The organism is Limnohabitans sp. 63ED37-2 (assembly GCF_001412535.1).
Classification (GTDB): domain Bacteria; phylum Pseudomonadota; class Gammaproteobacteria; order Burkholderiales; family Burkholderiaceae_C; genus Limnohabitans_A.
In genome coordinates, this window is the sequence record NZ_CP011774.1 from 1,515,727 (window position 1) to 1,529,362 (window position 13,636).

At 59.8% G+C, this 13,636-nt stretch carries 14 protein-coding genes; 7 read left to right on the forward strand and 7 right to left on the reverse strand.

The window, feature by feature from the left end; all coding sequences use genetic code 11:
* Positions 1–119 precede the first annotated feature (119 nt).
* From L63ED372_RS07210 to L63ED372_RS07235, 6 genes are read left to right on the forward strand one after another with little or no spacing between them, the layout of a single operon-like run.
* Positions 120–1,766 (forward strand): CTP synthase, encoded by a 1,647-nt coding sequence (locus tag L63ED372_RS07210; RefSeq protein ID WP_062404839.1) that lies wholly within the window; start codon positions 120–122, stop codon positions 1,764–1,766.
* Between the two features lie 23 nt (positions 1,767–1,789).
* Positions 1,790–2,644 (forward strand): 3-deoxy-8-phosphooctulonate synthase, encoded by an 855-nt coding sequence (gene kdsA, locus L63ED372_RS07215; RefSeq protein ID WP_062404841.1) that lies wholly within the window; start codon positions 1,790–1,792, stop codon positions 2,642–2,644.
* Positions 2,641–2,928 (forward strand): DUF1330 domain-containing protein, encoded by a 288-nt coding sequence (locus L63ED372_RS07220; protein WP_062404843.1) that lies wholly within the window; start codon positions 2,641–2,643, stop codon positions 2,926–2,928. Before kdsA ends, L63ED372_RS07220 begins: the two co-directional genes overlap by 4 nt.
* 50 nt (positions 2,929–2,978) lie before the next feature.
* Positions 2,979–4,265, forward strand: a complete 1,287-nt coding sequence (eno, locus tag L63ED372_RS07225; RefSeq protein WP_062404845.1) for a phosphopyruvate hydratase — start codon at positions 2,979–2,981, stop codon at positions 4,263–4,265.
* 10 nt (positions 4,266–4,275) lie between these two features.
* Positions 4,276–4,551 carry a cell division protein FtsB gene (gene ftsB / locus L63ED372_RS07230; RefSeq protein ID WP_062404847.1) on the forward strand — a complete coding sequence of 92 codons (276 nt, stop codon included), beginning with the start codon at positions 4,276–4,278 and terminating at the stop codon, positions 4,549–4,551.
* 34 nt (positions 4,552–4,585) lie between these two features.
* Positions 4,586–5,266 carry an AAA family ATPase gene (locus L63ED372_RS07235; protein ID WP_062404849.1) on the forward strand — a complete coding sequence of 227 codons (681 nt, stop codon included), beginning with the start codon at positions 4,586–4,588 and terminating at the stop codon, positions 5,264–5,266.
* A 74-nt stretch (positions 5,267–5,340) separates the two neighbouring features.
* On the opposite strand, the gene L63ED372_RS07240 is transcribed toward L63ED372_RS07235, so the two are convergent.
* Positions 5,341–6,156, reverse strand: coding sequence for a helix-turn-helix domain-containing protein (locus L63ED372_RS07240; protein WP_062404852.1), 816 nt, complete (start codon positions 6,154–6,156; stop codon positions 5,341–5,343).
* Positions 6,157–6,257: 101 nt separating this feature from the next.
* Here L63ED372_RS07240 and L63ED372_RS07245 point away from each other — a divergent pair, with 101 nt between their 5' ends.
* Positions 6,258–6,557, forward strand: coding sequence for a DUF2834 domain-containing protein (locus L63ED372_RS07245; protein ID WP_062404854.1), 300 nt, complete (start codon positions 6,258–6,260; stop codon positions 6,555–6,557).
* A gap of 51 nt (positions 6,558–6,608) precedes the next feature.
* Here L63ED372_RS07245 and L63ED372_RS07250 read toward each other — a convergent pair whose 3' ends face one another.
* From L63ED372_RS07250 to L63ED372_RS07275, 6 genes are all read right to left on the reverse strand, one after another.
* Positions 6,609–7,238: an HAD-IA family hydrolase gene (locus L63ED372_RS07250; RefSeq protein ID WP_062404856.1), complete on the reverse strand. Its 630-nt coding sequence runs from the start codon at positions 7,236–7,238 to the stop codon at positions 6,609–6,611.
* Between the two features lie 14 nt (positions 7,239–7,252).
* Positions 7,253–8,308: an ABC transporter ATP-binding protein gene (locus tag L63ED372_RS07255; RefSeq protein WP_062404859.1), complete on the reverse strand. Its 1,056-nt coding sequence runs from the start codon at positions 8,306–8,308 to the stop codon at positions 7,253–7,255.
* Between the two features lie 17 nt (positions 8,309–8,325).
* Complete coding sequence (locus tag L63ED372_RS07260) at positions 8,326–10,539, reverse strand: ABC transporter permease (RefSeq protein ID WP_062404861.1); 2,214 nt, start codon at positions 10,537–10,539, stop codon at positions 8,326–8,328.
* A 13-nt stretch (positions 10,540–10,552) separates the two neighbouring features.
* Positions 10,553–11,569 (reverse strand): ABC transporter substrate-binding protein, encoded by a 1,017-nt coding sequence (locus L63ED372_RS07265; RefSeq protein ID WP_062404863.1) that lies wholly within the window; start codon positions 11,567–11,569, stop codon positions 10,553–10,555.
* A 93-nt stretch (positions 11,570–11,662) separates the two neighbouring features.
* Entirely contained in the window at positions 11,663–12,529 is an 867-nt protein-coding gene (locus tag L63ED372_RS07270) for an alpha/beta fold hydrolase (protein WP_062404865.1), read from the reverse strand.
* Positions 12,526–13,629 (reverse strand): branched-chain amino acid ABC transporter permease, encoded by a 1,104-nt coding sequence (locus L63ED372_RS07275; protein WP_062404868.1) that lies wholly within the window; start codon positions 13,627–13,629, stop codon positions 12,526–12,528. Before L63ED372_RS07275 ends, L63ED372_RS07270 begins: the two co-directional genes overlap by 4 nt.
* Positions 13,630–13,636: the final 7 nt, after the last annotated feature.

Here is a 13,636-nt window from a genome sequence, read left to right on the forward strand (position 1 = left end):
CCAGCCCTGAACCCGGTGCGAAAACATCCACGACAAGTCGACATCGACACAAAACCCCGAACTCGACTGTCTATAATCACGATTTCCACCTACCGGGAGCCAAAGCTCCCGTCTTGGACATGACCAAATTTGTCTTCGTCACCGGCGGTGTGGTGTCTTCCCTGGGCAAGGGAATCGCCTCCGCCTCGCTCGCCGCCCTCCTTGAATCGCGCGGCCTCTCCGTCACCCTTATCAAGCTCGACCCCTACCTCAACGTGGACCCCGGCACCATGTCGCCGATCCAGCACGGCGAGGTGTTTGTCACCGACGACGGCGCTGAAACCGACCTCGACTTGGGCCACTACGAGCGCTTCATCAACACCCGGATGAAGAAGGCCAACAACTTCACCACCGGTCAGATTTACAAAAGCGTCCTTGAAAAAGAACGCCGTGGCGACTACTTGGGCAAGACCGTGCAGGTTATCCCCCATGTCACCAACGAAATTCAGGACTTCGTCAAGCGCGGTGCAGGTTTTGGCACGCCTGAAGCGGTGGATGTGGCCATCGTCGAGATCGGCGGCACGGTGGGCGACATCGAGTCTTTGCCATTTTTGGAAGCCGTGCGCCAACTCAGCCTGCGTCTGGGCCCCAACAACACCGCTTTTGTGCACTTGACTTACCTGCCCTGGATTGCCACCGCAGGTGAACTCAAGACCAAACCCACCCAGCACACCGTGCAAAAACTGCGCGAAATCGGCATCCAGCCTGACGCCCTGCTGTGCCGTGCCGATCGCTTCATTCCAGACGACGAGCGCGACAAGATTTCGCTCTTCACCAACGTGCAAAGCTGGGGCGTGATCTCCATGCCCGACGTGGACACCATCTACAAAGTGCCCCGCGTGCTGCACGAGCAAGGCCTGGACGGCCTGATCTGCGACAAATTGCGCCTGAACACGCCACCGGCCAGCCTCAAACGCTGGGACGACCTGGTGTACGAGACCGCCAACCCCAAGGGCGAAGTCACCATCGCCATGGTCGGCAAATACGTCGAGCTGTCGGACAGCTACAAGTCCGTCAACGAAGCGCTGCGCCATGCGGGCATGCGCAACCATGTGCGTGTGAAGATCGAGCACATCGACTCCGAAACCATCACCCCCGAGACCGTGGCCAGCCTGGCGCACTACGACGGCGTGCTGGTGCCCGGCGGTTTTGGCAAACGTGGGGTGGAAGGCAAGATCGAAACGGCGCAATTCGCACGCACCCACAAAGTGCCTTACTTGGGCATCTGCCTGGGTATGCAGGTGGCGACCATTGAATATGCCCGCCACATGGCCGGCATGAAGGACGCCAACAGCACCGAATTCGAGCCTGAAACGCCCTTCCCCGTCATCGCCTTGATCAACGAGTGGAAAGATGCGGACGGCTCGATCCAGAAACGCGACGCCAATTCCGATTTGGGTGGCACCATGCGTTTGGGTGCACAAAGCTCCGACGTGGCCAAGGGCACGCTGGCCCACCAAATCTATGGCGACGTGGTCACCGAGCGCCACCGCCACCGTTACGAGGCCAACGTCAATTACTTGGACCAGCTGCGCAAAGCCGGTTTGGTGATCTCGGCGCTGACCCAGCGTGAGCAGCTGACCGAAATCGTCGAGTTGCCGCAAACCGTGCACCCTTGGTATGTGGGCGTGCAGTTCCACCCCGAGTTCAAGTCCACCCCTTGGGACGGCCACCCCTTGTTCAACGCCTTTGTGAAGGCGGCCATTGAACACCAGGCCGCCGCCTGAATGACCCCAACAAGGACCTTGCCATGAAACTGTGTGGATTTGACGTTGGACTGAACCAGCCCTTCTTTTTGATCGCAGGCACCTGCTCCATCGAAGGCTTGGAAATGTCCCTGGAAGTGGCCGGTCGCCTCAAAGAGGCGTGCACCTCGCTGGGCATCCCCTTCATTTACAAAGGCTCGTTCGACAAAGCCAACCGGTCCTCGGGCAGCACCAAGCGCGGTGTGGGCATTGATGCGGGCCTGAAGATTTTGGACGAGGTGCGCCGCAAAATCGGTGTGCCGATCCTGACCGATGTGCACGACGAATCGCAAGTCAAAACCGTGGCCAGCGTGGTCGATGTGTTGCAGACCCCCGCCTTTTTGTGCCGCCAGACCGATTTCATCCGCGCTGTAGCGCAATCGGGCAAGCCGGTCAACATCAAGAAGGGGCAGTTCTTGGCCCCATGGGACATGAAAAACGTCATCGACAAAGCCCGCGACGCTGCACGCGAAGTCGGTTTGCCCGAAGACAACTTCCTGGCCTGCGAGCGCGGTGTGAGTTTTGGCTACAACAACCTGGTGGCCGACATGACAAGCCTGGCCGAGATGCGCAAAACTGGTGCCCCGGTGGTATTTGATGTGACCCACTCGGTGCAAAAACCCGGTGGCCAAGGCACCAGCAGCGGTGGCGCCCGCGAGATGGTGCCCGTGCTGGCCCGCGCGGGTGTGGCCGCCGGTGTGGCAGGTCTGTTCATGGAAACCCACCCTAAGCCAGCTGAGGCTTGGTCTGACGGCCCCAACGCAGTGCCTTTGGGCCGCATGAAGGCCCTGCTCGAGACCTTGGTGCAGCTCGATTCCGTCACCAAAAAGAACCCATTTTTAGAGGATGATTTCTCATGAGCGGCTATATCATCGCCAACGTCCAAGTGACCAACCCCACTCAGTACGAAGAGTACAAAAAGTGGTCCACCGCCGCTATGGAAACCGCAGGTGCCGAAGTGTGTGTGCGCGGCGGCCAAGTGCAAGTGCTCGAAGGCGACTGGACCCCTGAGCGCATCGTGGTGCTGAAATTTCCCTCGTTCGATGCCGCCAAGGCTTTCTACGAACTGCCCGAATACATGAAAGCCCGTGAAGCCCGTTCAGGCGCGGCCATCATGCGCATGGTGGCCGTCGAAGGCGTTTGATCTGCTGGCCAGCCCAACCCGTTTTGTTTTTAAATTGAGAGAGTTCAAAAATGAGTGCAATCGTTGATATCGTCGGCCGTGAAATCCTCGACAGCCGTGGCAACCCCACCGTCGAATGCGACGTGTTGTTGGAGTCTGGCGTCATGGGCCGCGCTGCGGTGCCTTCTGGCGCATCGACCGGCAGCCGCGAAGCCATCGAGCTGCGCGACGGCGACAAGAGCCGCTACTTGGGCAAAGGCGTGCTTAAAGCGGTGGAGCACATCAACACCGAAATCTCCGAAGCCGTGCTGGGCCTGGACGCCTCCGAGCAAGCCTTTTTGGACCGCACCCTGATTGATTTGGACGGCACCGACAACAAGTCACGCCTGGGCGCCAACGCCATGCTGGCCGTGTCCATGGCCGTGGCCCGCGCTGCGGCCGAAGAATCCGGCCTGCCTCTGTACCGCTATTTTGGCGGCATGAATGGCAACCAGCTGCCCGTGCCCATGATGAACGTCATCAATGGCGGCGCTCACGCCAACAACAACCTGGACTTGCAAGAGTTCATGATCATCCCTGTGGGCGCACCGTCGTTCCGCGAAGCGGTGCGCTGGGGCGCTGAAGTGTTCCACGCTCTGAAGAAAATCATCCACGACAAGGGCATGAGCATTGCCGTGGGCGACGAAGGCGGCTTTGCCCCCAACGTCGACAGCCACGAAGCGGCCATCCAGATGGTGCTGGACGCCATCGCCGCTGCTGGTTACACCGCTGGCGAGCAAATTGCCATTGGCCTCGATTGCGCGGCCAGCGAGTTCTACAAGGACGGCCAATATGTGCTGGCCGGTGAAGGCGGCATCAGCCTGACGTCTGAGCAGTGGACCGACATGCTGGCCACCTGGTGCGACAAGTACCCCATCATCAGCATCGAAGACGGCATGGCCGAAAGCGACTGGGACGGCTGGAAAATACTGACCGACCGCCTGGCCAAGAACGTGCAAATCGTGGGGGACGACCTGTTCGTGACCAACACCAAGATTTTCAAAGAAGGCATCGACAAAGGCATCGCCAACTCGATCCTGATCAAGATCAACCAGATCGGCACCCTGACAGAAACCTTTGAAGCCATCGAAATGGCCAAGCGTGCCGGCTACACCGCTGTCATCTCCCATCGCTCAGGCGAGACCGAAGACAGCACGATTGCCGACATCGCCGTGGGCCTGAACGCCGGTCAAATCAAAACAGGTTCGATGAGTCGTTCGGACCGCATGGCCAAGTACAACCAGCTGCTGCGCATCGAAGAAGACCTGGGCGAAGTCGCGGTTTACCCCGGTCGCAGCGCGTTTTACAACCTGCGCTGAGCACTGAGTCATGGGCAACCGCCTGGTCCCGATCGTGCTGTTCGCCCTGCTGGCGATTGTGCAAGCCCAACTGTGGTTTGGGCCGGGCAGCTTGCCTCATGTGAGCGAGTTGCGCCAAGAATTGGCGCAGCAAAAACAGGCCAACGAAGATGCCCGTCGGCGCATGGAGCAACTCAGCGCCGAGGTCAATGACCTCAAGGAAGGCCTGAACATGGTGGAAGAGCGGGCACGCCATGAGCTGGGCATGGTCAAATCCAATGAAATTTTCGTGCAGATCGCCAAATGAGTTTCAAGCCCATGGGGTGGCTGCGGCTTGAAAGATGAGCGCTCTTCGCGCCGCCATCGTGGGTGCAGAAAGCACAGGCAAAAGCTGGCTCACCCAGTCCCTGGCCGAAGTTTTGCGTGCCCGAAACCGTTCGGTTCACACAGTGGACGAAGCACTTCGCCACTGGTGTGAGCGCGAGGGTCGCACGCCCCAACAACACGAGCAAATGGCCATTGCGCAGCAACAAGCCCTTGCAGCGGACCACATCGCCGAACAAGCCCCCAAGAGCTGGCTTTTGTCGGACACCACACCTTTGATGACCGCCGTCTACAGCGATCTTCTATTTCAGGACAAAAGCCTCTACCCCATGGCTTTGGCACACCAGGCGCTTTACGACATCACCTTGGTCACGGGTCTGGACCTGCCCTGGGTGGCAGATGGACTGCTACGCGATGGCCCCCATGTGCGCGTCCCAGTGGACAACTTGGTGCGGCAAACGCTCGAGGGTGCCGGGCTGCCCTATCGGGTGGTGTATGGTCAAGGACCACGGCGTTTGAACAATGCCTTGCTGGCGCTGGGTTTACCGGGTGAGGATCTGTCTGCGCAACAAACCCGCGTCGATGGCCAGTTTTCAATCAACCAAGGCCGCAGCATCTGGCAATGCAACGAGTGCAGCGACCCCGGGTGCGAACACAAACTGTTCACTGGGCTTCTAAAGCAGCGCTCGAAGAGTTGACCACCGCGGACCTCACAAGGTCGGCGTTTTTGATGGGCGAATCGGTCGCACGCTGATGTGAAAGCAAAAGCCTCTCACACCACTTTCGCATCGAACACTTCCCGCGTGGCCGCATCGGCCGCAAACAAATGCTCCACGCGCAATGAAGACAAGGTGATGTCTTGTGGGGTTCCGAAGGTGGTGAACATGCTGAAAAATGACAACTCACCATGCTCTGTGGAAAACCGAGTCGTGAGCACCGGGGCCATGGCCCTGGCCACCATTTTCGATGGGTGCGGTGCCAGGTGCTGGCCAATCCGTTGTTGAAGTTGGACTGCCAGCAACTCAACACGCGGCAGCAACGCAGGCACAAGGGCTGCATCGTCCCGTAAATGCGCCAGCATCACAAGTGCAACTTCTTCGATGTTGCTCATCTTGTGTGTCATGCCCTCAGGGTGAAGCATGGCGTCCAACATGTTGAAGGGTTGATCTTGAGGAATCTGTGCAGCCCATGGCATGAGGGTGTGTGCCAGCCATTGGGCTCCCCGATTCATTTGAAGCACGTTCCAGGCGGCATCCATCACCATCGCAGGCATTGGATCGTGAGCAGCAAGCAATCGGGAAAGGGCCTCGCGTGCTGGCGTCAGTGAATCATCAGACATCGTGGTTGCACGGTAAACGGGGGCATAACCTGCCTGCAAAAGTGCCACATTGCGCAAAGCCAATGGGGCCTGAAGCTCGTTCAGCCACGACAACAGCAACTCACGGCTGGGCAAAGACCGACCACTTTCCACAAAACTCACATGCCGCTGCGAAACCCCCAAGCGCAAGGCCAATTCAAGCTGGCTGATGCGCCTGGATTTGCGGGCATTTTGAAGGGTGTCTCGAAGGCTTGGGGCGACCGTTTCCATCTCGTCATTGGATCACAGCACGACAGCGTTGCAATGACCTCTCAGGTAATTGCAACGATTCATGACGGCGTGCACAGTGACATGTTTTGAAAGGACCCTGTATGTTCAAAACCATCTTGTTTCTCACCTTGACAGCCTTCGGGGCTTTCACGGCCACCGCCATTTGGCAAGGAGGCATTTCTGGCATCTTGGGAGCAATCACTGACAGCTTGGGGTCCATGCAAATATTCATCGACCTGGTCATCGCCCTGTCGCTGATCATGGTGTGGATGTGGCATGACGCCAAGCAAAAGAAGCGGAACGTTTGGCCATGGCTCGTCCTCACACTGCTCGCCGGATCGTTTGGCCCGCTCTTGTACCTCCTCACAGGCCCGACAAAACAGGGCGGCCATCAAGCCTGAATGGGTAGGCTGGCTGCGCAGCGCGGTTGGATCGCGCGGCGCTCAAACCCATCACTTCAAAAACCCACCCCGCTCTAACAAGTTCAAGCGCACCTGCTCGGGCGTTTCAAATCGAATGCCCTGCCAGCCGTGCCGCTCTGCGGCGTCGATGTTGTGCTGCACATCGTCAATGAACACGGGTTGACCGCGCAGTGGCCAGCGCTTTTGCGCCGTGGCAAAGATATCGGGCAGGGGTTTGATCTGCTGCACATGGGCAGAAAAAATGCCGTCGTCAAACTGGCTGAAAAAGGGGTTCACCCGCACCAAGTACTCGGCATAGCCCGCTGGCATGTTGGACAGAAAATACAAACGGTGGCCTTGCGCTTTGAGCTCGTGGATCAGGTCGACCGTGCCTTGGATGGGCTGAAGGTGCGGGGGAATGTTGGCGATCAAGTGCCGCAAATCGGCCTCGGCCAAACCAGTGCGGGCTGCGATGCGTTGAGCCAGTGGCTCGGGCTCAATGCGGCCCAGGTCAAACAGCGCCCAGTCGGCCTCGGGGTGAAAGGTCTGAAAAATCTGGCTGGCCCATTCACGGGCTTGGGCCTCATGGCGCACTTGCGAAGGGAAAAGCGCTTGCAGCAGCACCAAGGGCTGCCAGCGAAACACCACACCGCCCAAATCGAACACCACGTCTTGGCTCATGACTGCACTTTCTTTCAAACCGACACCACCGAAACACCCCGCCCCGGCAAACTCAGGGCCAGCACTTGGCCGATGCGCCAATCGCGCTCGACCTCGGGCGAGACCACAAACACCGGACCCAACTCGGTGGCAAAGGTCAGCTCCACAAAGCTGCCCAGGTACGACCATTGCTGCAGCTGTGCAGACAAACTGCCCGACAATCTTTCCCCGCCTGACAGTTCGCGCCCGACCAACCAGGCCTCTGGCCGCACCGCCGCACGCGCTGCCCCCGGGGCCACCGCGTGGCGTGGTAACAAGCGCAGAGGGCCCACCTGCACCGAACCATCATCGAGCGATTGGCCGTCAAACAGCACCGCCTCGCCCATGAACCCGGCCACAAAAGCCGATGCGGGCCGTTCGTACAGGTCTTGCGGCGTGCCCGCTTGGGCGATGCGCCCGGCTTCCATGACGATGATCTGGTCGCTCACGGCCAAAGCTTCGCTTTGGTCGTGCGTGACATAGGCCACCGTCAGGCCCAAGCGCTGCTGCAGGTGGCGGATTTCGTCGCGCATGGACCGGCGCAAGCGGGCGTCCAAGTTGGACAGCGGCTCGTCAAAGAGCAAAACCGAAGGCTCCAGCACCAAAGCACGGGCCAGGGCCACACGCTGCTGCTGACCGCCCGACAGTTCACTGGGCAGGCGCTCTTCGTAGCCCGCCAGCCCCACCAAAGCCAGGCTTTTTTGGGCACGCTCCAAGGCTTCGGTTTTGTGCACACCGCTCACATCCAAGCCATAGCGCACGTTGCCGATCACGTTCATGTGCGGAAACAGCGCGTAGCTTTGGAACACCATGCTCACATTGCGCTCGGACGGGCCCAGATGTGTCACGTCCACACCGTCGATCAAAATCTGCCCGCCCGTGGGTGCTTCCAGCCCAGCAATCATGCGCAAGGTGGTGGTTTTGCCGCAGCCCGACGGCCCGAGGATGGTGGTGAGGCTCCCCTTGGGCACGACAAAATCGACGCCCTGCACCACCAGCGGCGAGTCAGCGCTGCCATACCGTTTGGTGACTTGTTTGAATTGAATGCCCATGGTGTTGAATCCTTGTATCAAGCCGCCGAGGTGGATGCAGCACGCCGTCCCAGCTGCCGTTGGCCCACCAGCTTTTGAATGCCCCAGGTGATGAGCGACATGAGCACCATGAGCACCGTGCAATAAGCCAGTGCCACGCCGTAGTCGCCGTTGCCCACGCGACCAATGATGTAAGTGGTGGCCAGCTCGTATTGCGCCGTGACCAAAAAGATCACCGCCGACACCGTGGTCATCGAGCGCACAAAGCTGTAGACCAACGCCGCCACCAGCGCGGGCTTGAGCAGCGGCAACACCACCCGGCGCAGCGTGGTCAGCGTGCTCGCCCGCAGCATTTGCGAGGCTTCGTCGAGCGACCGGTCGAGTTGCTTGAAGGCGGCCGTGCCCGCCCGCACGCCCACCGGCAAATTGCGGAACACAAAACACAACACGATGACCAAGCCAGTGCCGGTCAGCTCCACCGGCGGCACGTTGAAGGCCAGGATGTAACTCACGCCCAGCACCGTGCCCGGAATGGCGAAGGTCAACAAGGCCGAAAACTCGAACGCGGCCTTGCCCCGAAACTCGGTGCGGGCCAGCAGCCAGGCCATGAGCAAGCCCAAGCCAGCACAAATGGGCGCGGCCATGGCCGACAAGCTGAGCGTGGTGAAGAGCGACTTCCAGGCCGTGCCGGCAAAAACCCAGCCAAACTCACCCATCTGCACGTCAAAAGCGGTTTTGAAGTGCGCCAGCGTGAAAGTGAAGTCGCGCCCCCAGGTCTGCACAAAGCCGCCCGCAAAGGCAAACAAGTACACCACCACGGTAAACAAAAGCCAAGGTCCCGCCACGCTGCGGCACACGCGCAACACCGCTGGCGGCAAAGCCATGGCCACGCCCGCATCGCCCTTGCCCGACACGGTGGTGAAACTGCTGCCCGAGAGCACCCGGCGCTGCACAAAAAACACCGCCAGCGCAAACGCCGTCAGCACCAGCGCCAGCGCAGCGGCCATGCCAGGGTCCAGCGCCGCACCCACAATGGCAAAAAAGATTTCGGTGGACAGCACCGCGTATTGCCCGCCCACGATGATCGGGTTGCCAAAGTCGGCCATGCTTTCGATGAAGCCGACCAAAAAAGCGTTGGCCAGCCCGGGTTTGAGCAGGGGCAGTGTCACCGTCCAGAAGGTTTTCATGCGGCTGGCACGCAAGGTCTGCGCGGCCTCTTCCATGCTGGGGCTCACGCCCTGCACCACGCCACGCATGATCATGAAAGCAATCGGCGTGAAGGCGAACATCTGCGCCAGCCAGATGCCAAACACCCCATAAAACCAGCGCCCGGGCTCAATGCCTAAGGCCCACTCCAAGCCTTGGTTGAACAGACCCGCACGGCCAAACAACAAGATCAGCCCCAGCCCCACCACAAACGGCGGTGTGATGATGGGCAGCATGGCCAAAATGTTGAGGGGCTTGGACAAGCGCGTGCCGCCCCGCTCGGCCCACAAAGCCAGCATAGTGCCCATGATCGTAGTGCCGGTGGCGGTGAGAAAGGCCAACCACAAGGTGTTCCAGGCCACGCCGCAGCGCCCTGCCCCTTGCACACAGCCCAGGCCCCACACCCGCTCGGTGGCCACACGCTCGAACAAGTGCCCCCAGGCATAAGCCCCGGTGTCGTCCACCCAAGCGGCCACCAAAGAGCGCAGCACCGGGTACACCACAAACAGCGCCAGCAAGGCGCTGCACAGCACCACGGCAGCAGCCACAAACACATCACCCCGAAACGCGCCCAAGCGGGCCAGCGCCGCCCCCAGCAAAACCACCAGGCTGAGCAAGACCACGGCAGCGCCCCAGCCCATGCCGTATTGGCCAGTGGGCAGTGCGCCCCAAAAGGATTCCAGCGATACAAAGGCCCAACCCATGGCCCCAATGACAAAGCCACTGCCCAAAAGGCCCAACAAACCCAGCAGACTGCCCAATAACAACAAACCGCCTTGCTGTCGGGCTGGCCAGGGCCGCAGCACAGCCAGGCCACACAGCAGCAAACCCACCAAGCCCGACCACAACCACGGCCGGCCGTGGTGCATCGCTTGCACGGCGGCACTGGCCGTTTCGGCACCGGCACCCGTGCCAAGCCAGATGCCGGGCATGGCCTCGGCCAAACTCATTTGTTGAAGGAAATACCAAGGCAGCAGCGCAAAGCCGAGCAGGCCGAACACGACCCACCCTTGTAATGCACGCTGCAAACGCAGCGCTGGATTCATCTCAGGCCTTCAATCAGCGCGGCAGCGAATTGACTTCTTTTTCCCAGCGCTGGATCAGGCGGCGTCGCTCGGCCGTCTGGCCGTATTTGGCGTAGTCGTAGTTGATCATCTTGATCCTGCGGAAGTCCGGCACACGCGGATCGACTTTGGCCTCTTTGTGCGAGGGCAGCTGGAACTGCAAGGTGGCCGCCGCCAGCTCTTGCGCTGCGGGGGTCAGGGCCCACTCATAAAACTTCTTGGCCGCTTCCAAGTTGCGGCTGCCGCGCACGATGGACATGGAGCCGATCTCGGCGCCCGTTCCGTCGGCCGGGGTGATGGTTTCGATTGGGAAACCTTGGGCTTTTTCGCCGGGGCCATCGTGCACAAAGCTGATGGACACGGCGGTCTCGCCCCGCGCCACCGCCTTGATGGGGCCGGTGCCCGAGCGGGTGTAGGTGCCAATGTTTTTGTGCAAGCCCTTCAAATACTCAAAGGCCTTTTCTTCGCCCATGAGCTGGACCAAAGTGGCGATCATGGTGTAAGCCGTGCCACTCGACGCTGGGTTAGCCGACTGGATTTCACCTTTGTATTCGGGCTTGAGCAGATCGCCCCAAGTTTTGGGTACGGGCAGCTTTTTCTTGGCCAGCAACTCGGTGTTGTAGCCAAATCCCAAGGGGCCAGAATAAATACCCACGGTTTTGTAGCCCGACTGCGCGGCTTGCTTTTGCGCCCAGTCGTGCAGCTTGGGCAGCGTGGGTGATTTGTATTCAAGGCTCAGGTTTTGCTCGGCCGCTTGCAGGTGCGGGTCACCCGTGCCACCAAACCAGACGTCGGTCTTGGGATTGGCTTTTTCTGCGGCCAACTGGGCAATCGCCTCGCCCGAGCCTTTGGCTGTCATGTTGACCTTGATGCCTTGGCTTTTCTCAAACGTCACCGCGATCATGCTGCACCAAGCGGCTTGGGCCGAGCAGATGATATTGACCTCGCGGTTTTGGGCTTGGGCGCTGGTGGCCACCAAGGCCAGCATTGGCAAAAGTTTGAATGCCTTCATGGGTACTCCAGAAAAGAATCCCGCTATTTTGCAGGCTTATCGATCCATCCAAAAGAGTGAAAACACCCATGAACCCTCACCTTCAAGTGCTGTTCACACCGACTCAATGAAGTCGGTCACCCATTCGAGTTGTTGCAGCACATTCAGCGCCGGGGCATGACCACAACCGGGCACTTCGATGTGCTTGAGCAAACCGCGTCCACCTGGGCCCCGGCGGTGCATCTCGGCAGCGGTTTCTGGCAACACCAAGTCCGACATGGCCCCGCGCAGCAAGAGCACGGGCAAATTCAGGGCGTCGTAGTGGGGCCAGATCAAATAGTCGTCAGGGTGCACCGTCAGCTGCAAGGCCATGGCCGGGTCGTAATGGGGTGTGATGCGGCCATTGGGCAGGCGACGCACCGAGGTCTCGGTCAAGCGCCGCCATTGCGCGTCACTGAGCCAACCAAAAGGCTGGTAAACCTGCCGAAAAAAAGCCTCCAACTCGGTCACTGTCGTAAAGCTGGGCGGGCTGCCCGCATAATTTTTGATGCGCTCAATGGCCACAGAAGACAACTCGGGCGCGTTGTCATTCAAGGTCAAACTCAAGATGCGGTGCTTGAGCGAGGGTTCTGCCAAGCCTGCGGCACACACCGTGCCAATCGCCCCGCCCATGGACGTGCCGACCCAGTGGACGGCCCGCAATTGGAGGCCATCCATCAGTTCTCGCGCCAAGCGGGCGTAAAAGGCCAGGCAATATTCGTTTTGGGGGTCATCGCTCCACTGCGACAAGCCGCGCCCGACCGTGTCGGGGCAAATCACGCGCCAGCCTCGTGCGCTCAGGTGTGCGGCCAGCTCGTCCATGTCGCGGCCGGTGCGGGCCAGGCCATGCCAGGCGATGACGGTGCCTTTTTCGGCTTTGCCCCAGTCGGTGTAATGGATTTCCAAACCGGCGCATGAAAGGTATTGGGACGTGAAGCTCATACCGATTCCTCAAGGCCTGACTTTGGGGCCGACCGCTTCAAAGCGGTGCGTGCGCGCAAGCGTCCCACCACCCCGGTAGGAAAGTAATACACCGACAGCACAAACAACACCCCCAGCCACAACAACCAACGGTCGGGCGAAAGCAAAGCCGACAGCAAAGGCCAAGCCGCAGCCGACTCACTGGCCAGGCGCAACAGGTCTTGCAAATAGCTTTGTGCCAGCAAAAACAGCACCGAACCAATGGCCGCACCGTACACCGTGCCCATGCCGCCAATGACGACAATGAGCAACACGTCCATCATGATTTCAAAACTGAGCGAGGTGTCCGGCCCGTTGTAGCGCAGCCAAACGGCCAACATGGCCCCGGCCACACAGGCAAACAGCGCCGACAGCACACTCGACAGCGTGCGGTACACCACCACGCGGTAGCCAATGGCTTCGGCCCGGAACTCGTTTTCTCGGATGGCCTGCAGCACCCGCCCAAATGGCGAGTTGACGATGCGCAGCATGGCCAAAAGCATGCCCAAGGCCAGCACAAACAACAGGTAATACGACAGCAATCGACCATCCAGCGAAACCCCAAAAAAGGGTTCGTCACTGAACTCGGTGCTGGGCGACAGCAACTCAGGCAGCTTGAAACTCAAGCCGTCTTCGCCCCCGGTGAAGTCCGACAACTGCGAGGCCAAGGTCTGAAAAGCAGCCGCCACGGCCAAAGTGATCATGGCAAAAAAGATGGCCCGCACACGCAAAGAGAACAAACCAATGGCGAGTGAAAACACCAAGGTCAAGCCCATGGACAGGACAAAACCCAAACCGATAGAGCCCCAAGTCGGCCCCCAGGTGTTGGACGCTATGGCGATGCCATAGGCCCCGATGCCAAAGAACATGGTGTGCGCAAAACTCACAATGCCGGTGTAGCCCAGCAACAAATCAAAGCCCACCACCAGCACCACAAAAATCAGCACCTTGGCCGCCACCGACAGCGCCTTGACGCCCGGAAATAAAAACGGTGCAAAGGCCAAGCCCAACAAAATCATCAGCAGCACGGCCGCCAGCAAGCGGCTGCGCGGAAGGTCATTGGAAATCAAACGGTTGAACATGCCCTGC

Bases quoted from the DNA above. Each gene is read 5' to 3' on its own strand.
- L63ED372_RS07210 (WP_062404839.1), top strand. From the start codon at position 120: ATGACCAAATTTGTCTTCGTCACCGGCGGTGTGGTGTCTTCCCTGGGC.
- kdsA (WP_062404841.1), top strand. From the start codon at position 1,790: ATGAAACTGTGTGGATTTGACGTTGGACTGAACCAGCCCTTCTTTTTG.
- L63ED372_RS07220 (WP_062404843.1), top strand. From the start codon at position 2,641: ATGAGCGGCTATATCATCGCCAACGTCCAAGTGACCAACCCCACTCAG.
- eno (WP_062404845.1), top strand. From the start codon at position 2,979: ATGAGTGCAATCGTTGATATCGTCGGCCGTGAAATCCTCGACAGCCGT.
- ftsB (WP_062404847.1), top strand. From the start codon at position 4,276: ATGGGCAACCGCCTGGTCCCGATCGTGCTGTTCGCCCTGCTGGCGATT.
- L63ED372_RS07235 (WP_062404849.1), top strand. From the start codon at position 4,586: ATGAGCGCTCTTCGCGCCGCCATCGTGGGTGCAGAAAGCACAGGCAAA.
- L63ED372_RS07240 (WP_062404852.1), bottom strand. From the start codon at position 6,156: ATGGAAACGGTCGCCCCAAGCCTTCGAGACACCCTTCAAAATGCCCGC.
- L63ED372_RS07245 (WP_062404854.1), top strand. From the start codon at position 6,258: ATGTTCAAAACCATCTTGTTTCTCACCTTGACAGCCTTCGGGGCTTTC.
- L63ED372_RS07250 (WP_062404856.1), bottom strand. From the start codon at position 7,238: ATGAGCCAAGACGTGGTGTTCGATTTGGGCGGTGTGGTGTTTCGCTGG.
- L63ED372_RS07255 (WP_062404859.1), bottom strand. From the start codon at position 8,308: ATGGGCATTCAATTCAAACAAGTCACCAAACGGTATGGCAGCGCTGAC.
- L63ED372_RS07260 (WP_062404861.1), bottom strand. From the start codon at position 10,539: ATGAATCCAGCGCTGCGTTTGCAGCGTGCATTACAAGGGTGGGTCGTG.
- L63ED372_RS07265 (WP_062404863.1), bottom strand. From the start codon at position 11,569: ATGAAGGCATTCAAACTTTTGCCAATGCTGGCCTTGGTGGCCACCAGC.
- L63ED372_RS07270 (WP_062404865.1), bottom strand. From the start codon at position 12,529: ATGAGCTTCACGTCCCAATACCTTTCATGCGCCGGTTTGGAAATCCAT.
- L63ED372_RS07275 (WP_062404868.1), bottom strand. From the start codon at position 13,629: ATGTTCAACCGTTTGATTTCCAATGACCTTCCGCGCAGCCGCTTGCTG.